Consider the following 20,572-nt stretch of genomic DNA (forward strand, 5'->3'; position numbering starts at 1 on the left):
AGCATTAAAGAACAATTCTCATTAACGACGAGAACCACGCGCAACACGCTCTATCTCTTCACGCACAAGTCTTTCCACCATTTTTGGAAGATTATCATCTAACCATTCACGCAACATCGGACGCAAAATTTCTTCGGAAATTTCATCTAATGAACGATAGCTAGCCTCTTTTAATGCATGCATGAGCTCATTAAACGAAGAAGAAACTTTATCTCCCACATCAGGAGATAATAGCAATGAATCAGCATCTTCTTCTTTTTTAAAAGAACTCTCATAAACCGATGGCTCTGAAACAGATCTAGAAACCGATGGCTCTGAAACAGATCTAGAAACCGATGGCTCTGAAACAGATCTAGAAACCGATGGCTCTGAAACAGATCTAGAAACCGATGGCTCTGAAACAGATCTAGAAACCGATGGCTCTGAAACAGATCTAGAAACCGATGGCTCCGAAACAGATCTAGAAACCGATGGCTCTGAAACAGATCTAGAAACCGATGGCTCCGAAACAGATCTAGAAACCGATGGCTCCGAAACAGATCTAGAAACCGATGGCTCTGAAACAGATCTAGAAACCGATGGCTCCGAAAAAGAACTCTCAGAAACCGATGGCTCTGAAACAGATCTAGAAACCGATGGCTCTGAAACAGATCTAGAAACCGATGGCTCTGAAACAGATCTAGAAACCGATGGCTCCGAAACAGATCTAGAAACCGATGGCTCCGAAACAGATCTAGAAACCGATGGCTCTGAAACAGATCTAGAAACCGATAGCTCCGAAACAGATCTAGAAACCGATGGTTCTGAAACAGATCTAGAAACCGATGGCTCTGGCATAGACTTAGAAACTGATGGCTCCATACCAAACTTAACAATTGATGACTGTAAAGGCGGAACTTTTTTATTTAAACCATTACTAGAATTAGAATAATACTCTGAACTAGAAGAAGATAAAGCTCCTTCTCCTTGCTTATCTGATTGGATATCTTGCTTAGAAGGAGATCTTGAAGACGAAAAGGACCCTGAATTCAACATATCGTATTCTTTTTCTTTAGAACCAGAAGAAGATTGACCAGGAGAAACTGACGATTGCCGACGTGATGAAAAAGAAACATCGCGCCGCGCCTCAGCACGTACACGTGCTGCAACATCAGCAAGAGAAAGGTTGCCAGTTTTAGAAGACACATCATTGTTATCTTCAAATGAAACTGAATTGCTTGGAGAAAACAAACTAGATGGCTGCTCTTCTAATCCAGAAGAACTATCCCCTTCATATGAACTTTCTTGATTACTTGAAAGAACATCGGGATCTTTTTCTACACCTGCTCCTTGCTCATTATTTTCAATTATCCGACGAATAGAAGCAAGTATCTCTTCCATAGACGGCTCAAGCGCAAGATTTGATTGGGCCATTTCACTCCCCACTATGTATAATAAAAATCCAACCCACTGAGGTGCCTGATTCTAATGCTTACTTTACAACAAACTCAAGCTTTTAAAAACCTCTGTTTAGTTTAATTCTTAATTAATTATTAACTCGATCTAATTTTACAACACTTAATTATTACGTCGAAAATAAATCATAGCAACTACTAGTCTTTAACTAGATACCAAAATATCTCATAAAAAATATATAATCTTTTAAATAAATAACACGAAAATAATCAATTTTCTATAAAAAACTCAATACTATAAGAAGAAAGGACTGTGATCCTTTAAACATATTTTGCTAAGCTATAAGCTAACAGTGCATAGATTATCACTATCTAGACCTTCTTTCGCTTTTTTTCTACGAATCTTCTAAACTTAAGGAAAAATGAGAAAAAATCCTCTATGACAATACAACCCATAGATTAGTGAGTCGATACTTAAAAAAAATATTTAATAAATATAAAGCTCTTTTAAAACAACAATTTTTAATATGCTGACACTACATAAAACAAACTCAAATTTACTCTAGCGATCAACAAAAAATATCTTAAGTTTAAAACTTTTTGTTTAAGAAAATTGTCTCTATTATCAGTAATAAAAAAGTTATTATAATCAAAAAATAAATTCATCGTCCTTACAAAATCCAGGAAGCGGTTTTAAGTTTACATTAAAACTTGGATAACTAGAAACCTTGCCAAATCTTTTTATATATACCCAAGACTTTGCAGCCTGATCATATCCTTTAACAGCTATTAAACGCCCATTTTCATTCAGTTGCTCAATGAGCGCCAGAGGAATTGTTTCAACAGAACCATTTAAAAATATAACATCATATGGTGAAGAAGGTTGATAGCCTGCTTCTAATGGAGCGTTGATTATAGTAACGTTTCTATAACCTAGTGAAGATAACGTTTCTGAAGCAGATTTAAAAAGATAAGAATCACTTTCAAGCGCAACAACTGATGAAGCCAACTGGGATAACAAAGCCGTTACATATCCCGATGCAGCACCAATTTCTAAAACTTTACTTTTTTTATCCACCTTTGCAAGCTGAAGAAGTTTAGCAATAGGCATTGGTGCCATAAGATAACGTGCTGGAGAAGTATGTGATGATGGTTTAATCTGCAAATGCTCATCAAAATAAGCAAATTGTTTTAATTCTTGAGGAACAAAAGCTTCACGAGGTATTTCTAAAAACGCACTAAGTATCGGATAAGAAGTAACATCAGAAGTCCTAAGCTGTGTATTCACCATTTGTACACGAGCGGCTTCATATGTTATCATTTTATTTTATAATCCTAAATTACAGACTTAATATGCGATATAATCCTATATAATCAGCTACCAAATAATTTTAAAGTTTAAATAATCAGTTATCTCCCTGATTCTTATCATAAAATTCTCCTTGCAGCTAAAAATTTTTATTGTTAAAGTAAAGTGATATTTTTTATAAAATCTCAACTACTTTTTTGATTGACTTTCATAAAAAGCTTTGTTTTTTCAGATTTTTATGAGGCCTCGTGGCAGAATGGTTACGCAGAGGATTGCAAATCCTTGTACCCCGGTTCGATTCCGGGCGAGGCCTCCATGTAGAAACCTTAAGACTAGATATCTGCTGCTTTATTATTTAAATTTTGCTCTGTCTTTCCCATTCATTAATACCAATTTGCTTATATCTATCGTTTTATAAAAATGATTAGTGTAAAAAATTACTGCTTTTAAAAACTTAACCAAGGGGTTATTATGATGAATACTGAACCTCATGAAAATTATTCAAGAATGAAAAAAATATCCTTTTTAAGGATTTATTATTAAATTAACCTGCATCAGTATAATTATATATTATACTGATATTGCATTCTTTGTAATTAATTCTTAAAGTTATTTAATCGAGAGTTAGTAATTAATTTTCAAAGAAATGTAAAAATCTATTGGCAAATTATTCTGATTTTTGTATTGATAGGATATAAGCCGTATATTTTATTTTCCCTGGTAGCTCAGCGGTAGAGCATTCGACTGTTAATCGACAGGTCGCCGGTTCGAATCCGGCCCGGGGAGCCAAAAATACTTCATATATTAATAGAGGTTTCTATAATTTTATTGAGTTTTTTAAAAAAAAGTATAATGATTTATTATTTCTAGAAATAGACCCTGATGTATACGTTGATAATATAGACTGATCTTATATGTTATCAGTACACCAAACTCCCTTGATAAATAAATGATTTAAATCAGAAAGATAAAAACAACAGGAAATGTTTTTAACTCATTAACATTTTTTAATCTTGGAAAGCAATCTTTTTACTATTGTAGTGTTTTGAACTCCAAAAAACTTATACTCTAGGGTAAATCACTTAAATTCTAAAATATCTAAGACATACAAAGAAAATTAATGATTTAATTTTCTGAAAATAAATACATGAAAAGTGGCGCACTCGAAGAGATTCGAACTCCTGACCCCCAGATTCGTAGTCTGGTGCTCTATCCAGCTGAGCTACGAGTGCTTTTAAAAGCCTACAAATACTTTCTAAAGCGATATAATCTTTATTGCAAGAAAGCTTTAACAATAAAACAGATTTTTTATATAAATTTTAAGAAAACATAAGGTATTTTAAAATTTTAGATCATATGTTTTATATTCCATCTATCATGATACCATAACCATTGTTCAGGATATTCTCTAACCCAACGTTCTACCGTATCATTAAGTAATTGTGCTATAGCTGTCATATCAAAGTTTCCATTTTTATCCCTATATATATCTAACTTTGGCTCGATTTCTAATCTAAATCGATTATTAGGCAAACGTATACAACGTGCTGGATAAACATCACAATTAAATTGATTCACAAGCTTAGGTAAAAGTGGATTTGTCTTAACAGGTTGTCCAAAAAAAGTTGTTGTTAATCCTTTATTAATCTTTTGATCTACAAGAAGACCAATGCCAAAACCTTTTTCAAGTTGACGCATTAATTCAAAATAGGATCCAAACTGCGAGGGAATTAATAAACTCATATAAGAACTTCGGAACTTGAAAATCTCTTCTGCAAGATATTTATTATTTGGAGGACGAAATAATACACTGATCGGCAATAAATATGCCGCCCCTACTATAGAAAGCAACTCAAAATTTCCAGTATGTCCCGTAAAAATTATAAATGGCCGTGGATTATCACGCAAGTCCAAAAAAATTGATAGGCCTGAAACTTCGATACGACTATCATCTAGATTCTTTACATCGAAATCAAACAAACGATCCAGGAAAAAACACTCAACCGCTAACCGACTCATATGCTCCCAACTATCAATAGCAATTCTATGAATCTCATCTCTTGTTTTTTCCGGAAATGCATTTTGTAAATTTCTTAAAATTAATTTATGACGTTTAAGCTTAGGACCTATAAATCTTATTATAGAACTCGCTACCTTTAGTGCAAAATTTATAGGTAAAATTTTTAAAACCCGGATAATAAAAATAGCTATCTTTGCTACCAACCAATAACGAAAATTTTTCATGTTAAATACAGAACGCTTGAACAAAAATATCAACCTATTAATCCAAAACTAAGATGATTTTACCGAATACTTTTCGCTCTTCCATCCTTTTTAAGGCATAATCAATATCATCAATCCCTACAGTCATATCAATTACAGGTTTAATTAATCCACTTGCCATTTTATGCATAACACTTTTCATATTTTCCATACGACAACCAAATGATCCGAATACCTTGAGCTGCTGTTGAAATAACATCATTAAATTAATCTGAGCGGATATGCCAGAAGTTGAGCCACAAATAACCAAACGTCCACCACGCTTTAACGAAAGCATCGAACCTGACCAAGTATCTGCACCAACATGTTCAAATACTACATCTACACCTCTCTTCTTCGTTAACCTACGGACAACTCCTTCAAAACGATCAACAGAATAATTGATAACATAATCAGCTCCCAAAGCCTTTGCTTTTTCTACTTTTTCCTGAGAACCAACAGTCGTTATAACTGTACAACCTATATTTTTAGCAAGTTGAATCGCCGCAATACCAATACCAGAACCACCTGCCTGAATTAATACAGTTTCTCCTGAAGTTATCTTAGCATTATCAAAAAGCATATGCTCTGCTGTTCCAAAAGTAATTGGAGAAAGCGCGGCACCAATAGCATCTATGCCTGGAGGAGCCGGAACCAATATCCGAGCTGGAAGATTCATAAAATCACAAGCAAAACCATCTATATGAAAACCATAAACACCGCTACTGTTTTCACAAAGATTATCTTGCGATTGAGAACAAGGCTTGCATAAACCACAAATGTTTGCACCATAAATTGATACCAATTGACCTGGAAGAACATTTGATACTCCTGGGCCAATACTTTGAACAACTGCAGACGCTTCAGCTCCAATAGTAATAGGCATTTTGCGCTTAGCAAATGCCATTCCACGCCACCCCCAAACATCTATATGATTAAGAGAAACAACCTTTATCCGTACATTTACCTCTCCTGATTTTAAAGGGCCTGGATCAGGAACTTGTAAAACTTCTAACTTACGATTATCAACTCGCTGTAAAGCACGCATAAATTTACCTTTTTAAAATATTTACATGGGTTCACGTGTCATAATAAGACTAATATTTTGTCCTCCAAAACCAAATGAATTCGACATTACAACTTCAACACTTGTATTCCTTTTTATATTAGGAACACAATCAAGAACAATGGCAGGATCAGGACGTATATAATTAATTGTTGGTGGTAACACACCACTAATCATACTTTGTATAGCAAAAACAGCTTCAATTGCTCCAGCTGCTGTCAATGTGTGACCTATCATTGACTTATTAGAAGAAACTGGTATGGAAGCAAGGTTATCACCAAAAATTTTAGACATAGCAATATATTCTGTCTTATCATTTTCTGGTGTTGATGTTCCATGAGCATTAATATACCCTACTTCATCATTTCTTACATTAGCATCAATAAGCGCTGCACAAATAGTGGAAACAGCAGGCCCTCCATCTGGAGAAGAGCGTGTCCGATGAAAATGATCTGTCTTTTCACCCCATCCCTTAATAATAGAAAGCACCTTGGCACCACGCGCAACCGCGCTTTCTAATGTTTCAAGAACTAGCGTTGCTGCACCTTCAGCAATAACAAATCCATCTCGATCCTTACTAAAAGGTTTTGAAGCTTTTTCTGGAAACTCATTTTGAGTTGAAAGAGTTGAAAGAAGTGAAAATCGAACGAGAGCTTCAACGCTTAACGAACCATCCGTTGCTACTACAAGAGCACGCTCGTTCTGTTTTTGTCGAATAGATTCAACTCCCAACTTTATTGCTGTTGCTCCAGAAGCACAAGCCGTTGAAACAGTCACTGGTAGTCCAGTAGTGCAAAATTTATCTGCAATACGTTCTGATATTGAACCAAACAAAACTGATTCATAAAAATCTGGATTATTTTGCTTACGCATAACAGCAAGAAACCGCTCGTAAACATTTTCAAATTTAATTGAAAGAGCCTCAGCACGATCAGCAAGAAAAAAACGAGAATTCCATTCTGGTTCTATAGGAGGCGCAGCCAAAAAAAGTGGCCCTTTAAAATCACCAGAAAACCCTGCTTGCGCCAAAGCCTCAACTATGGTTTGATGAGCAAAGATATAGGAACGTTCTACAGGGTTAGAAGCATTACTTGCTATAAAATCGATACTCCCTGCTATTCTTGTAGAAAGGCCTTCTGTTGAAAATCTTGTAATTTCATGAATTCCTGACTTCCCAGAAATCAAAGCTTGCCAGTTATCATATAATCCCTGCCCTAATGATGTTAAAACTCCTATACCAGTAACAGCTACTATAGGGCGTCCAAAATGATCTTTATAACCAGAAGAAATCATTCGTGTCTCTTTAAATAACCGTCAAAGCCGCAACTCCTTCACCACGCTGATGACCAACAGTTGTAACAATGGCACTATACGCAGGAGTTAACATGGGTTTCTCAAATTTTGAATGAAAAATAGGAACTTTACAACAGGAACCAAGAGAAATAGCAGCTAAAGCTACTCCTAATACGAATTGGCTTTCAATAGTATGTCCAAAAATACTGCTGTAACCACGGATAGGAGAATTTCGAAAAATATTCTGCAATACAGTCATTTCTCTAAGCGTTAAATCTATCATACCGCTCGCTCCTGACATAAGCAAAGGATAATCATCAATATTTATTTTTGCATTTTCAATTAATTTTTTAAATCGATCTTCAAAAAAACCTGCATCACGAGAACCACGATCACCTTCGACATAATTGAGTCTGGCATAAATATACGCCCCACGCTGTTGTGCATATTCAAAAGATTCAAGGAGCAAAAAAACTGCTGCAGAACCGAGAATGATACCGCCACCTGCCGATTCGTTACGAGACCACACTGGCTGCCAATCTCCAAGAGCATGTGCCCCTATTCCCTCAACAGATAATATAATATCCATACGCTCTGCAAAAAATGCACTACCAACCAATACATGCCTTGACTGTCCAGACATTATCCGCATAGAGGCGGTCTTTATTGCAGAAATAGCTGCTCCCTCTTCACCCATAAATGTATCAGAAGAACCTGTGACTTTGTGAATAATAGATATATTACCAGCTAAAAGATTAGAAAGCTGGGAAAGAAACAATGTTGGACGTAGCTCAGTCATAAGCTTTTTATTAAGAAGAGACTCTCTATCAGAAACTTTAAGAGCTTCTTCTACAATTAAAGTATCTACTTCAATATCACGCTCACCACCACCAGCAGCAACAATTAAATCCATTGTATCACATGCCGCGATATTTCCTTTTAAACCTGCATCCTCAAGCGCCAATCCAGCAGCATAAACACCTGAACGTTGCCAGTTGCCCATCTGACGTTGATCAGTACGCTTAGGAATTTGCTCAGACCAATCAATCTCTGGAAAAGGGTGTATAGGGTACGGAGAAAATTTCTCTTTTTCAACACATGGAACTGGCATAGAATCATTACTTAAAAGCATAGAGTGAATATCCACCCCTATACCTTGAGATGTAACAATACCAATCCCTGTAATAACAACATTATTATTTTCAGAATTCATGATTTACAATCATTTTTAAAACATAAATCAGAAAAAGACATCAAACCTAAATCTTCACATCGAGACCGAATAACCTTACTCAAAGGAACTTCGTTAAAAGAAACATTACGAAATTTTAATTGAGTATCAGCAATTTTTTTTCCTTCAAATAAAATTTTAGATTTAGTCACTGCAAACCCAGACCCTTCATGCTCTAACTTTACTTCAATATCAAGCACTGCTTTAGGCCTTACAAAAGAACGCATCTTCGCATAATCTACAGACATAAGAAATGGCATATAAATAAAATTTGTCGCAACCAAAATAAGAAATCCAGAAGCCTGTGCCATAGTCTCAATTAATAAAACACCTGGAACAAGAGGATAACCAGGAAAATGTCCTTCAAAAACAGGACTTGTATCTGGAACTATAGAACGTGCCCGCAAAATATCACGACTAGGAGATACCTCAATTACACGATCTATCATTTGGAAGTATTCTAAATGCATAAAATATTCATTTTTAAACGCAACTCTTTACATCTTATAAAGATACTGCTTCATATTTTCTAAACTCTCATTAATTAATAGAAGAATTTTTCTCATTACATAATTCTTCAATCTTGACACAAAAGTTTTTTAACACAAAATACTCTTCAGTATCATTATTTCCTGCATTAATATCTTGCGTCCATTTCTCAAGCGGAATTTTAATTCCGAATTCTTTATCTATAGCGAATACTATATCTAAAAAATCAAGGCTATCTATACCCAAATCATTAATCGCATGGCTTTCAGGCGTTATTTTAGATCGATCAATCTCCGTAGTATCAGCTATTATATCAGCTACTTTATCAAAAATTGAAACCACACCAATACCTTTATCATAATTTAATCCTTTATATTAACATAAAAGTATAATAGAAATACCAATTGTTTTTCTATTTATCTTTTGACTTATAAACAAAATTTAGAACCTAGGAAATATTTTTTTAACTTACAACCATTAAATATACTTCATTGTTATTGTATAAATACTACACAATCACCTTTACTGCACCACATAAATTTAAATAATCAGCTTTCCAATCCAAGCTTTCTTTTAATTAATTCTTGAACTACTTGCGGACTAGCCTTACCTCCAGTAGATTTTATTGTTTGACCAACAAACCAACCAACAAGATTGGGCTTGATTTTCACTCGAGAAACCTGATCAGGATTATCTTGAATAACTTTATCAATTGCTTGCTCGATACTCGATATATCAGTAACCTGCTTCATACCAAATTCTTCAACGATCTGTTTGGGATCCCCACCTGTATTCCATAATTTTTCAAAAAGATCTTTAGCGATCTTCCCAGATATTGTCCCATCCTTAATCAAATCAATAACAGTTCCTAATTGATCTGGAGAAACTGGAGATGAATTAATATCTTTTCCTGTCCTATTCAAAGCACCCAATAAGTCATTAATAACCCAATTCGCACAAACTTTAGCATCACGACCAATAACCAAACATTCAAAATAATCTGCAATGGACTTATCCATTACTATAATTGAAGCATCATACGATGAAAGACCAAATTGAGAAACAAAACGATCTTTTTTTTGATCAGGTAATTCTGGTAGTTTAGCTTTTAAGCTATTCACAAAATCATCATCAAACTCCAAGGGTAGCAAGTCTGGATCTGCAAAATAACGATAATCATGCGCATCTTCCTTAGTACGCATAGAACGTGTCTCATTCTTAGAAGGATCAAAAAGACGTGTTTCCTGCTCAACAATACCACCTTCTTCAAGAATTTCAATCTGCCGACGAGATTCATATTCAATAGCATACCCTAAAAAGCGAATAGAATTAACATTCTTTATCTCACAACGGGTACCAATTTTTTCTCCTGGACGGCGAACAGAAACATTAACATCTGCACGTAGAGAACCTTTCTCCATATTACCATCACAGGTCCCAAGATAACGCAAAATATTTCTTAATTTACTTATATAAGCCTTTGCTTCGACAGAAGAACGCAAATCAGGCTTAGAGACTATCTCCATTAACGCTATTCCAGAACGATTAAGATCAATACAAGACATTGTTACATGCTGATCATGAATAGATTTACCTGCATCTTGCTCTAAATGTAAACGCTCAATCCCAATTTCTATAGTTTCAAAATCACCACAATCATTTTGAGGAATTGAAATAAGAACCTTCCCCTCTCCAACAATTGGCTGCTTGTGTTGTGAAATTTGATATCCTTGAGGTAAATCCGGATAAAAATAATTTTTACGATCGAAAACAGAATAATTGTTTATACAAGCATTTAAACCCAGCCCGGTAATGATTGCTTGACAGACACAATACGAATTAATAACAGGCAACGTACCTGGCATAGCAGCATCAAAATAGCTTACATTGCTATTAGGTTCATTTCCAAAATCTGCTGACGCACCAGAAAACAATTTTGATGCACTCGTTATTTGTGCATGAACCTCCATTCCTATAACAACTTCCCAATTACCTGTTTTACCAGCAATGAACCGCTTTGGTTCAGGAAAACGCGTATCAATAAAGATCATAGAATAGACAAGCCTTAAAAATAAATATTATTGAGATACTCAATACATATCTTAAATTATACCAATATTAAACCTAAGCTGTTAGAAATTTTACACAACTCAAGATTACAAATATAAAAAACTACCACCATTTCTCAGGACGAAAAACCCCCGCAGCTTGTTCAATAGCATATGCAGTAGTAAACAATGTTTCTTCATGGAATGGCTTACCAATTAACTGCAAACCAAGAGGTAGGCCTTTATTACATAAACCTGCAGGAACTGATATAGCAGGTAAGCCAGCCATATTAACAGTAACTGTAAAAATATCAGTATAATAATTTTTTATTAAGTCAACAGGCTGTTCCTTTTCACCAAGCATAAAGGCTGATGAAGGCGTTACTGGAGTCAAAATAGTATCTATACCATCTCCAAATGCTTGATCAAAATCATGTTTTATAAGAGTACGAATCTTACGTGCACGCAGATAATAGGCATCATAATGAGCAGATGAAAGCACATATGTACCTATCATTATACGACATTTAACTTGCTTACCAAAACCAGCAGAACGTGTTTTCTCATACATATCAATAAGATCATCACCCTCAACTCGCAAACCATAACGAACTCCATCGTAACGAGAAAGGTTTGAAGAAGCTTCTGCTGAAGCAATAACATAATAGGCGGGTAATGCATATTTAGTATGCGGAAGAGATATATCAACAATTTCTGCTCCAGCATCTTTCAGCCAGTCTATTCCTTTATGCCATAAAATTTCAGCTTCATTAAACATATTATCTACTCGATATTCTTTTGGAATACCGACTTTAATACCTTTAAGAGATTTACCAATAGAACTCTCGTAATCTGGAACAGGAAGATCAACACAAGTTGCATCCTTATCATCAGGACCAGCCATAGAGTTTAACAGAATAGCACAATCACGTACACTACGTGCAATTGGCCCAGCTTGGTCTAAAGATGATGCAAAAGCAATCATTCCCCAACGAGAACACCTACCATAAGTAGGTTTTATACCAACGGTCCCAGTAAAAGATGCAGGTTGACGAATAGAACCTCCTGTATCAGTAGCTGTCGCACCAGCGCATAAAAAGCTAGCCACCGCAGCTGCTGAACCCCCTGAAGAACCCCCAGGTGTAAGATTGGCTTCAGAATCTTTCTGTTTCCACGGATTTACAACAGGACCATAATAAGAAGTTTCATTAGAAGATCCCATAGCAAACTCATCCATATTCAGTTTGCCAAGCATCACAGCCCCATCATCCCATAATTTTTGAGTTACTGTCGACTCATAAAAAGGCTTAAAGCCATCAAGAATATGACTACAAGCCTGTGTATGAACTCCTTTAGTAGCAAAAAGATCTTTAACACCGAGAGGTATTCCCTCTAGATTACCTGCTTTACCAGCAATAATACGATTATCAGATTCTTTAGCCATATCATGAGCTTTTTCTGCTGTTACCTCAACATAAGCATTAATCTTTGAATCAGAAGATTCTATAGACTTAAGATATGACTCAGTGAGTTCTACAGAAGAAAATTCTTTTAACCTCAACTTATCTCGAATCTCTGATATACTCATGAGATTAAGTTCTGACACAGCAACAACCCTTCTATTTTAAATTAAATTCGATAAATCTCTGATATAATAATTTATTCAACCACTTTTGGAACAAGAAAAAAATTATTTTGTACTGCGGGGGCATTAAAAATAACCTCCTTTTCTTTTTTGCCATCAGTAATAATATCATCCCGTTTTTTCATCTTCATAGGCATTACAGATACCATCGGCTCCACATTTTCAACATCCACTTCAGAAATCTGATCTAAAAACTTAACAATATTTTCAAGTTGTATTGCCATATAATCAATATCATCATTCGTCATACCTATACGAGCAAGACGTGCAATATGTTTTATAGTATGTCTATCTATAGACATTAATTTCTTACTCCAAATTTTTATTCATGGTTTGTCTCTAAACTGACAAAATGCTTCCAGGTGTTAACAATTCTACTTTTTCTATACTCCCATGCATAGCTGCTACAAACTTATCAGGAGTTGCATCAATACTTGAGAATGAACCATAATGACAAGGTATAACCTTTGAAAAGTTAAAAAAACGCTGACAAGCTAATGCGGCAACTCCTCCACCCATTGTAAACCGATCTCCAATTGGAACCAAACCAATAACTGGTTGATGAAGCTCTTCAATAAGTTTCATATCAGAAAAGATATCAGTATCTCCCATATGATACAGCGTTGGTTCATCGTTAAAATGAAGGACCAAACCATTGGCATTCCCTAAAGAATGCGATACACCATCAGAGGTTATATGCGCGGAAGAATGCAAAGCATTGACAAACGTCACTGTAAAATCTCCAAAATCGATAGTACCACCTGTATTACCCATTTCAATTTTATCCACTCCTTGAAGCTTTAACCAAGAAGCTAAATCTGCATTAGCTAATACAACGGCGTCAGTATCCTTAGCAATACTTATCGTATCTCCAACATGATCAGCATGTCCATGTGTTAAAAGAATATGCGTTAAATCTTTTACAACATCACTTTTATTAATACATGAAAAGCTTGGATTGCCAGAAAGGAATGGATCTATAAGAATTCGTGATTTACTATTTTCAACAAAAAAAGCAGAGTGTCCAAGCCAGACTACTTTCATTTTTCAAACTCCATTTAAATTATATATTCAAAAACATATATCAATCTTTTATACTAAAAATCTAATTTAGTTCTATATGATCAATTAACATACATTCTCTTAAACACACTATCGTTGTCTTTGACAAGAAAAATTACAATGACTACTATCTTTATTGAAGAACTTTCTAAAATTCTAAAGCCAAAACAACCTATAGCAGGAATTGATCTGGGAACAAAAACTATTGGTATGTCTATTTCTGATCTTAGCCAACGGATTGCAAGCCCTCGTCCTTTTATTAAAAGAAAGAAATTTACTCAAGATGCCGATATATTACTGGCTTTTGCAAAAATAGAAAAAATTAGTGCCTTTATTATTGGACTTCCAATTAATATGAACGGTTCAGAAGGTCCACGAGCCCAAGCTACACGCGATTTTGTAAAAAATATGAATGAAAAAACAGATATTCCTTTCATATTTTGGGATGAAAGACTTTCTACTGTAGCTGCCAAACGAATGCTCATTAACATGGATATCTCAAGGAAAAAACAATCAGAAAAAATTGATTCGATTGCTGCAACCTTAATTTTACAAACTGCGTTAGATAGAATTTTTTTATTGACGACAACAAAAACTTAATTCAACTTAATCCCAGCAAGAAGTCTTCATTATATGAATTAGATTAACCATAGCATCTTTATAATTAATTGTATTGTTAATATTTTTATTGAGTTCAAAAAATTATACATAAAGGTTTTACTGAAATTTATATGAAAAAAATAGATAAAAGCATTTTTCAAGGTTTTTACTGGCCTTTTGTGATTACTATAGTTGGTATTTTTTTAAGCATCTGCATTGGATGGAAAACAACTGGAACGATATTTGGTGCAGGAAAAACTTTGCTAATTTGTAGTTTCTTGGCAATTATGGAAATTTCTCTTTCTTTTGATAACGCTATACTGAATTCAAAAAAATTGAAAGGAATATCTCCTGTTTGGCAAGAACGTTTCTTAACATGGGGAATAATAATAGCTGTTTTTGGAATGCGTATTATATTCCCTATAGCTATTATCTGTATAATCGCCCAGATTACACCAATTAAAGCTATTGAAATTGCTATCTTTTATCCTCAAGAATATTTAGAAATTATCAATAAAGCATATTTACCACTTGCAGGATTTGGCGGTACATTTTTAATGTTAGTCAGTTTGAGTTTCTTTTTTGATAGTAAAAAAAAGATACATTGGATTAAATCTATAGAAATTCCTATGTCCCGTTTAGGAAAAATTAAATACTTAGAAATTGCTTGCGTATTAATTGCAACTCTATCATTTTCTTACACCTTAACTCAAAAAAAACAAATGATATTTGTGTATTCTTCTCTATGCAGTATCCTCATTTTCCTTGCTATTGCTTTCTTGGAAAGATTACTATTACTATTTAATAATTCTTCAGAAAATATTTCTAACAAAACAAAGCAAGGTTTAGCAACTTTTATATATCTTGAAGTTCTTGATGCAAGTCTTTCTTTTGATGGTGTCGTGAGTGCCTTTGCGCTAACACGAAACCTACCTATAATAGTAATAGGTCTTTCTATCGGCGCTATATACGTTCGTTCTATGACCATGACATTGCTTAGAAAAAATGTACTCAATGAATATCGCTATTTAGAGCATGGAGCATTCTATGCTATAGCATTACTATCTGTTATCATGTTTTTACAAACTATCATACATATTCCAGAAGTTATTACAGGAATTTGCAGCTCTATATTGATAATATTATCACTTCGATCATCAATAATTCATACTTCTTAACATGTATTTCTGACATAAACAGAACTATCATCATGTTCTATTTTAGTAATTTCAAATCTAATACATGAATAAAACTTATATGAAACTTTTTTGCAACTCCTTAACAATCTCCTCTACTCTTCTTTTTGTAAAAATGAGTGTAACAAACGAACACAAAACCTCTACAATCACGCTAAACCGATAAACTTCTTCCTAAGAAATAGAAACAAGCTTCTCATAATTATGGATTATTGTAATTTCATAAAATTTAAAAGAACAAACATAAAACAAAAAATCTATTCCTCAATATAACTTTCGCTTTATTTTTTTACACTGAGCTATATATTTTTCTTTCACTATAAACTCATAGAACGCATTAATTTAAAAATTACAATCTAAGATCCCTTTATCCTATGTAATAAAGACATATAATTTTTTAAATTAATAAGTCCTTCCCAGTATAACAAATCTATATACAAATATGCGAACCGAGTTCTACTACTCGATTCGCAGGTAAATAGAAATAATCAGAAGGATTTTCAGAAAGACTAAGTAGCATAATAAAGAGATGATCTTGCCAAGATGGCATTCCAGAACATGAATTCGGCACTAATTTGCGACGTCCTAAATAAAATGAAGTTGTCATAATTTCAAACTTTAGAGAATTTTTTCTAAGCATTGCAAGTGCCTGAGAAACATTCTGTACCTCCATGTACCCAAATATCATTTCTACACGTGAAAATCGTTCAGATATTCGTTCAACTATAAAGCGTTTTTCTTGTGAAATACGCGGCTTATTAGCCGTATTTATTGTTAAAATAATATTCTGTTCATGTATAACGTGGTTATGTTTTATATTTTGAAGTAACGCAGTAGGAACAGAATGAGGGTCACTCGTAAAAAAAATTGCTGTTCCTGGAACCTTCACAGGAGCATGCTGCTCTGTAGATTGTTCAATCGAACTAATAAAAGATGTTAAAGGAATATCTGTATGACGTGTAAGAGTAGATAAAAGATTTGTGCCACGTCTCCATGTCCACATAATTATCATACAGATACATGCAATTAATAAAGGTATATAACCACCTTCAAAAATTTTAAGTATATTTGCTCCAAAAAATATAATTTCAACTAATAAAATAGGAAACACAATCACAATAGTTTTTAGTAATGACCAATGCCAATATACTTGGGTGAATATAGAAAACATCATAGTAGAAATAAGCATAGTACCACTTACAGAAATACCATAAGCAGTGGTAAGCGCGTCAGAGCTTCTAAAATTAATTACAAATGCAATCACTCCTAAAAACAAAAATGTATTAACACTTGGCAAAAATACTTGTCCCTTAAATTTCTCTGATGTAAAAAGAATTTGCATACGGGGGAAAAAACCTAAATTGATTGCTTGTCGTATTAATGAAAACATCCCTGTTATTACAGCCTGACTGGCAATAACAGTTGCACATGTTGCCATAAAAATTGCAAATGGCAAAAACCAGCTTGGAAACATTAAATAAAAAGGATCAATTATTGCTTCAGGCTTTGCAAGAACTAGAGCTCCCTGCCCTAAATAATTAAGGGTCAAAGCAGGAAATACAACAACCATCCAAGCATACTGGATTGGACGACGTCCAAAATGTCCAAGATCTGTATAAAGAGCTTCAGCTCCTGTAACTGTTAAAAACGCAGAACCAAGTATGAAAAAAATAAGATGGTTTTCTTTCATAATTAATTTTATAGCATAAATAGGATTTAAAGCAGCTAAAATACTCCAATCATTAACAATATTTAAAATTCCTGAAATAGCCAGAATTGTAAACCAAACTATCATTACAGGAAAGAAAAAACGCGCCATTGCTCCAGTTCCATGTGACTGAACAGCAAATAACAGCACCAATATACCTATAGAAATAGGCATAATAAAATCTTCTAGCCCTGGAGCAACATGCTTTAAACCTTCTATAGCAGAAAGCACAGAAAGCGCTGGAGTTACCATGGTATCGCCTACAAACAAAGAAGCGCCTGCTAACCCAAGAAAAATTAATATTGTTTTTTTAATGCAATCTTTTTTTAATAATAAGGCAAGTAACGATAACGTTCCCCCTTCACCATCATTATCAGCTCTTAAGAATAACAATACATATTTTATTGTTACAATAATTGTAAGAATCCATATCATTATTGACGTTACACCAATAATTTCTGTCCTATCTAAAGAACCATTAGCTTCTAAAGGTTTCACTGCACCTCTAAAAGCATATAAAACACTGGTACCTATATCTCCATAAACGACACCTATAGATTCTAACGTAAGATAAAACAATTGATATTTATCAATTTTAGAATGAGTTCGGTAAGTATCAATCATTACAAATATCAGCCTTAATTTATTCCAAATGACCTTCTAGATAATAGAAATATTATTTTATCCTTTACTTATCAAATGTTTTAACTTTAAGCTAAGGAATTAGAACTTATTGTTGATATGAATAAGTAAAAAAATAATATATTAATATTAACTCCTCCATACTAAAGTCAAACATGAAATATAAACCATGATAAGCATCATTTATTCACAATTTACGTTACAAAAATTTTAATTTACTTAAGGACCTATTTACAACATATCAAGATAACTATTCTATATCTTATTAGAAATTCCACTGGAAATTTTTTCCCATATCTGTGAAGCAATCTGCTGATATGTAATGACTATATCTTTTTCTGGCTTATAAAGAAAAATTGGCATCCCAATATCTGAAGAAATCCTAATATCAATATCAAAAGGCAAGGCGCCTAAAAATTCTACACCTAGACGTTTAGCTTCATCAGAAGCCCCACCACGACCATATATATCATAATATAAGCCAGTATCATCAGCTATAAAATAACTCATATTCTCAACTATTCCAAGAACAGGAACTTGTACTTTATTAAACATAGTAACTGCTCTGCGTGCATCAATCAAAGCTAAATCTTGTGGTGTAGAAACTATAACTACACCAGAAAGAGAAATTTGCTGCACTATTGTTAATTGAGCATCTCCTGTTCCTGGAGGCATATCTACTATAAGAATATCTAATTGACCCCAATTAACTTTTTTAAGCATCTTAATCAAAGCAGATTGAACCATAGGACCACGCCAAATCAATGCAGCTTCTTCATCTACAAGAAAACCTATTGACATAACTTTTATGTTATAATTTTCCATAGGTTTAAGAATTTCTCCTTCTAATATTTCTGGTTTTCCCTGAATATTGAGGAGTCTTGGTAAAGATGGTCCATAAATATCAGCATCAAGAATAGCAACCTTTAAATCCAGGTTTTGTAATGCTAATGCCAAATTAACTGCTGTAGTAGATTTTCCTACGCCGCCTTTCCCAGATGCTACAGCGATAACTGAACAAACTCCTGGAAGAGGTTTTGGGTTATATACTGTTTTTTTATTTATTTTTTGGTCTGATGTAAGAGTAACAATAGCATCTTTTACTTCTGGTAAAGCAATGACAAGTTCTTGAGCCTTTAAACGCAAAGGTTCAAGATTTTTAGCAAGATGCATCGGTACCGTTATTGAAAAATACACCTTTTTTTGAACGATAAAAATTTCAGATACGAGATTCATATCGACAATATTTTTTTGACTTTCGGGAATATAAAGAGTTTCGAGAACTTGGAGGATTTTTTCTTCTTTTATATCATTCATATCAATTCAATTACTTTTAGTGATTTTATATATTTTGATATGTTGGGTGATTTTTATTTTTTATACTTGGACCTTGGTTGCGGGGGCGGGATTTGAACCCGCGACCTTCAGGTTATGAGCCTGACGAGCTACCGGGCTGCTCCACCCCGCGATATAGATTGAGTTTTTTAAATGAACCATGATTACAAGTTTTCATGGATTGCCTTTTATAGACCTGGCAACGACCGACTCTTCCGCGTCTTAAGACGAAGTACCATAGGCGCTGGAGCGTTTCACGGCCGTGTTCGGAATGGGAACGGGTGCAGTCACTCCGCAAAAGCCACCAGGTCTATAAAGGGCAAAAAAGATGATAATAGTCAATGAGAACGATCAAGCCAATCGAGCTATTAGTACTGGTAAGCTTCACTGGTTACCCAACTTCCACACCCAGCCTATCAACGTGGTAGTCTTCCACGGCTCTGATAGGGAATACTCGTTTTCAGGTTGGTTTCCCGCTTAGATGCTTTCAGCGGTTATCCATTCCGTATGTAGCTACCCTGCTATGCCCTTGGCAGGACAACAGGTCCACCAGAGATACGTCCATCCCGGTCCTCTCGTACTAGGGAAAGATCCTGTCAATATTCCTGCACCCACGGCAGATAGGGACCGAACTGTCTCACGACGTTCTGAACCCAGCTCACGTACCGCTTTAATTGGCGAACAGCCAAACCCTTGGGACCTGCTTCAGCCCCAGGATGCGATGAGCCGACATCGAGGTGCCAAACAACCCCGTCGATATGGACTCTTGGGGGTCATCAGCCTGTTATCCCCGGCGTACCTTTTATCCGTTGAGCGATGGCCCTTCCACACGGGACCACCGGATCACTATGACCGACTTTCGTCTCTGCTCGACTTGTTTGTCTTACAGTCAGGCGGGCTTATGCCATTGCACTCAACAAGCGATTTCCGACCGCTCTGAGCCCACCATCGCGCGCCTCCGTTACTCTTTCGGAGGCGACCGCCCCAGTCAAACTACCCACCATACACTGTCTCGGATCCGGATAACGGACCGCGGTTAGACATCCATGTGGATAAGGGTGGTATTTCAAGGATGGCTCCACAAAAGCTGGCGCCCTTGCTTCAAAGCCTACCACCTATCCTACACATACCTACACAAATGCCAGTGTAAAGTTATAGTAAAGGTGCACGGGGTCTTTCCGTCTGACCGCAGGAACCCCGCATCTTCACGGGGAATTCAATTTCACTGAGTCTGCGTTGGAGACAGCGGGGAAGTCGTTACGCCATTCGTGCAGGTCGGAACTTACCCGACA

The 20,572-nt window shown here is 35.1% G+C and carries 16 protein-coding genes, 4 tRNA genes, 2 rRNA genes and 1 pseudogene (1 of these 23 cut by a window edge); 4 read left to right on the top strand and 19 right to left on the bottom strand.

Translation table 11 applies throughout. The features are described 5' to 3' along the window. Positions 1-21 precede the first annotated feature (21 nt). The 3 genes and pseudogenes from B488_RS07350 to B488_RS04655 all read right to left on the bottom strand — a co-directional run bounded on the left by B488_RS07350 (position 22) and on the right by B488_RS04655 (position 2,715). Positions 22-1,035 carry a PopZ family protein gene (locus B488_RS07350; protein ID WP_425277620.1) on the bottom strand — a complete coding sequence of 338 codons (1,014 nt, stop codon included), beginning with the start codon at positions 1,033-1,035 and terminating at the stop codon, positions 22-24. A 284-nt stretch (positions 1,036-1,319) separates the two neighbouring features. After that, positions 1,320-1,413 (bottom strand): annotated as a pseudogene (locus B488_RS07505) (DUF2497 domain-containing protein); the annotation flags it as partial. A 630-nt stretch (positions 1,414-2,043) separates the two neighbouring features. Continuing rightward, a complete protein-coding gene (locus tag B488_RS04655) occupies positions 2,044-2,715 on the bottom strand; it encodes a protein-L-isoaspartate O-methyltransferase family protein (protein WP_015273387.1) in 672 nt (223 codons plus the stop codon). A gap of 230 nt (positions 2,716-2,945) precedes the next feature. On the opposite strand from B488_RS04655, the gene B488_RS04660 reads away from it, so the two are divergent. Then, positions 2,946-3,019: transfer RNA gene (locus B488_RS04660), tRNA-Cys, on the top strand. Positions 3,020-3,417: 398 nt separating this feature from the next. Beyond that, positions 3,418-3,492, top strand: a tRNA-Asn gene (locus B488_RS04665). A gap of 366 nt (positions 3,493-3,858) precedes the next feature. Here B488_RS04665 and B488_RS04670 read toward each other — a convergent pair. The 11 genes from B488_RS04670 to B488_RS04720 all read right to left on the bottom strand — a co-directional run bounded on the left by B488_RS04670 (position 3,859) and on the right by B488_RS04720 (position 13,781). Beyond that, positions 3,859-3,935: transfer RNA gene (locus B488_RS04670), tRNA-Arg, on the bottom strand. Between the two features lie 115 nt (positions 3,936-4,050). Then, positions 4,051-4,980: a lipid A biosynthesis lauroyl acyltransferase gene (locus B488_RS04675; RefSeq protein WP_280109461.1), complete on the bottom strand. Its 930-nt coding sequence runs from the start codon at positions 4,978-4,980 to the stop codon at positions 4,051-4,053. Between the two features lie 4 nt (positions 4,981-4,984). Continuing rightward, a complete protein-coding gene (locus tag B488_RS04680; RefSeq protein WP_015273389.1) occupies positions 4,985-6,013 on the bottom strand; it encodes a zinc-binding dehydrogenase in 1,029 nt (342 codons plus the stop codon). 21 nt (positions 6,014-6,034) lie between these two features. Continuing rightward, positions 6,035-7,324 (bottom strand): beta-ketoacyl-ACP synthase, encoded by a 1,290-nt coding sequence (locus B488_RS04685; RefSeq protein ID WP_015273390.1) that lies wholly within the window; start codon positions 7,322-7,324, stop codon positions 6,035-6,037. A 10-nt stretch (positions 7,325-7,334) separates the two neighbouring features. Further along, the gene (locus tag B488_RS04690) at positions 7,335-8,537 is read right to left on the bottom strand and encodes a beta-ketoacyl-ACP synthase (RefSeq protein WP_015273391.1); all 1,203 of its coding nucleotides are present in this window, start codon (positions 8,535-8,537) and stop codon (positions 7,335-7,337) included. Next, positions 8,534-9,025: a 3-hydroxyacyl-ACP dehydratase FabZ family protein gene (locus B488_RS04695; RefSeq protein ID WP_041770746.1), complete on the bottom strand. Its 492-nt coding sequence runs from the start codon at positions 9,023-9,025 to the stop codon at positions 8,534-8,536. Before B488_RS04695 ends, B488_RS04690 begins: the two co-directional genes overlap by 4 nt. A gap of 70 nt (positions 9,026-9,095) precedes the next feature. Further along, entirely contained in the window at positions 9,096-9,392 is a 297-nt protein-coding gene (locus B488_RS04700; protein WP_172792756.1) for an acyl carrier protein, read from the bottom strand. A gap of 200 nt (positions 9,393-9,592) precedes the next feature. Continuing rightward, complete coding sequence (gene gatB, locus B488_RS04705) at positions 9,593-11,095, bottom strand: Asp-tRNA(Asn)/Glu-tRNA(Gln) amidotransferase subunit GatB (RefSeq protein ID WP_015273394.1); 1,503 nt, start codon at positions 11,093-11,095, stop codon at positions 9,593-9,595. A 121-nt stretch (positions 11,096-11,216) separates the two neighbouring features. Then, complete coding sequence (gene gatA / locus B488_RS04710; RefSeq protein ID WP_015273395.1) at positions 11,217-12,698, bottom strand: Asp-tRNA(Asn)/Glu-tRNA(Gln) amidotransferase subunit GatA; 1,482 nt, start codon at positions 12,696-12,698, stop codon at positions 11,217-11,219. A gap of 53 nt (positions 12,699-12,751) precedes the next feature. After that, the gene (gene gatC / locus B488_RS04715; protein ID WP_015273396.1) at positions 12,752-13,039 is read right to left on the bottom strand and encodes an Asp-tRNA(Asn)/Glu-tRNA(Gln) amidotransferase subunit GatC; all 288 of its coding nucleotides are present in this window, start codon (positions 13,037-13,039) and stop codon (positions 12,752-12,754) included. Positions 13,040-13,076: 37 nt separating this feature from the next. After that, positions 13,077-13,781, bottom strand: a complete 705-nt coding sequence (locus B488_RS04720) for a metal-dependent hydrolase (RefSeq protein ID WP_015273397.1) — start codon at positions 13,779-13,781, stop codon at positions 13,077-13,079. Between the two features lie 138 nt (positions 13,782-13,919). Here B488_RS04720 and ruvX point away from each other — a divergent pair, with 138 nt between their 5' ends. Next, on the top strand, positions 13,920-14,399 hold the full coding sequence (gene ruvX / locus B488_RS04725; RefSeq protein WP_015273398.1) for a Holliday junction resolvase RuvX: 480 nt from the start codon (positions 13,920-13,922) through the stop codon (positions 14,397-14,399). A gap of 131 nt (positions 14,400-14,530) precedes the next feature. Further along, positions 14,531-15,577, top strand: coding sequence for a DUF475 domain-containing protein (locus B488_RS04730; protein ID WP_015273399.1), 1,047 nt, complete (start codon positions 14,531-14,533; stop codon positions 15,575-15,577). 448 nt (positions 15,578-16,025) lie between these two features. Here the strand turns inward: B488_RS04730 and B488_RS04735 are convergent, their stop codons facing one another. From B488_RS04735 to B488_RS04755, 5 genes are all read right to left on the bottom strand, one after another. After that, the gene (locus tag B488_RS04735) at positions 16,026-17,927 is read right to left on the bottom strand and encodes a potassium transporter Kup (RefSeq protein ID WP_015273400.1); all 1,902 of its coding nucleotides are present in this window, start codon (positions 17,925-17,927) and stop codon (positions 16,026-16,028) included. A gap of 273 nt (positions 17,928-18,200) precedes the next feature. Then, positions 18,201-19,262: an Mrp/NBP35 family ATP-binding protein gene (locus tag B488_RS04740; protein ID WP_015273401.1), complete on the bottom strand. Its 1,062-nt coding sequence runs from the start codon at positions 19,260-19,262 to the stop codon at positions 18,201-18,203. 74 nt (positions 19,263-19,336) lie between these two features. Continuing rightward, a tRNA-Met gene (locus B488_RS04745) sits at positions 19,337-19,413 on the bottom strand. A 61-nt stretch (positions 19,414-19,474) separates the two neighbouring features. Continuing rightward, positions 19,475-19,589: ribosomal RNA gene (gene rrf, locus B488_RS04750) — 5S ribosomal RNA — on the bottom strand. A 38-nt stretch (positions 19,590-19,627) separates the two neighbouring features. Continuing rightward, positions 19,628-20,572: ribosomal RNA gene (locus B488_RS04755) — 23S ribosomal RNA — on the bottom strand; it runs 1,856 nt beyond the window's last position.

The sequence above is a fragment of the Liberibacter crescens BT-1 genome (assembly GCF_000325745.1).
GTDB lineage: Bacteria > Pseudomonadota > Alphaproteobacteria > Rhizobiales > Rhizobiaceae > Liberibacter > Liberibacter crescens.

Excerpts from the sequence above, each read along its gene's own strand:
- B488_RS07350 (WP_425277620.1), bottom strand. The coding sequence starts at position 1,035 with ATGTTGAATTCAGGGTCCTTTTCGTCTTCAAGATCTCCTTCTAAGCAA.
- B488_RS04655 (WP_015273387.1), bottom strand. The coding sequence starts at position 2,715 with ATGATAACATATGAAGCCGCTCGTGTACAAATGGTGAATACACAGCTT.
- B488_RS04680 (WP_015273389.1), bottom strand. The coding sequence starts at position 6,013 with ATGCGTGCTTTACAGCGAGTTGATAATCGTAAGTTAGAAGTTTTACAA.
- B488_RS04685 (WP_015273390.1), bottom strand. The coding sequence starts at position 7,324 with ATGATTTCTTCTGGTTATAAAGATCATTTTGGACGCCCTATAGTAGCT.
- B488_RS04690 (WP_015273391.1), bottom strand. The coding sequence starts at position 8,537 with ATGAATTCTGAAAATAATAATGTTGTTATTACAGGGATTGGTATTGTT.
- B488_RS04695 (WP_041770746.1), bottom strand. The coding sequence starts at position 9,025 with ATGCATTTAGAATACTTCCAAATGATAGATCGTGTAATTGAGGTATCT.
- gatB (WP_015273394.1), bottom strand. The coding sequence starts at position 11,095 with ATGATCTTTATTGATACGCGTTTTCCTGAACCAAAGCGGTTCATTGCT.
- gatC (WP_015273396.1), bottom strand. The coding sequence starts at position 13,039 with ATGTCTATAGATAGACATACTATAAAACATATTGCACGTCTTGCTCGT.
- B488_RS04720 (WP_015273397.1), bottom strand. The coding sequence starts at position 13,781 with ATGAAAGTAGTCTGGCTTGGACACTCTGCTTTTTTTGTTGAAAATAGT.
- ruvX (WP_015273398.1), top strand. The coding sequence starts at position 13,920 with ATGACTACTATCTTTATTGAAGAACTTTCTAAAATTCTAAAGCCAAAA.
- B488_RS04730 (WP_015273399.1), top strand. The coding sequence starts at position 14,531 with ATGAAAAAAATAGATAAAAGCATTTTTCAAGGTTTTTACTGGCCTTTT.
- B488_RS04735 (WP_015273400.1), bottom strand. The coding sequence starts at position 17,927 with ATGATTGATACTTACCGAACTCATTCTAAAATTGATAAATATCAATTG.
- B488_RS04740 (WP_015273401.1), bottom strand. The coding sequence starts at position 19,262 with ATGAATGATATAAAAGAAGAAAAAATCCTCCAAGTTCTCGAAACTCTT.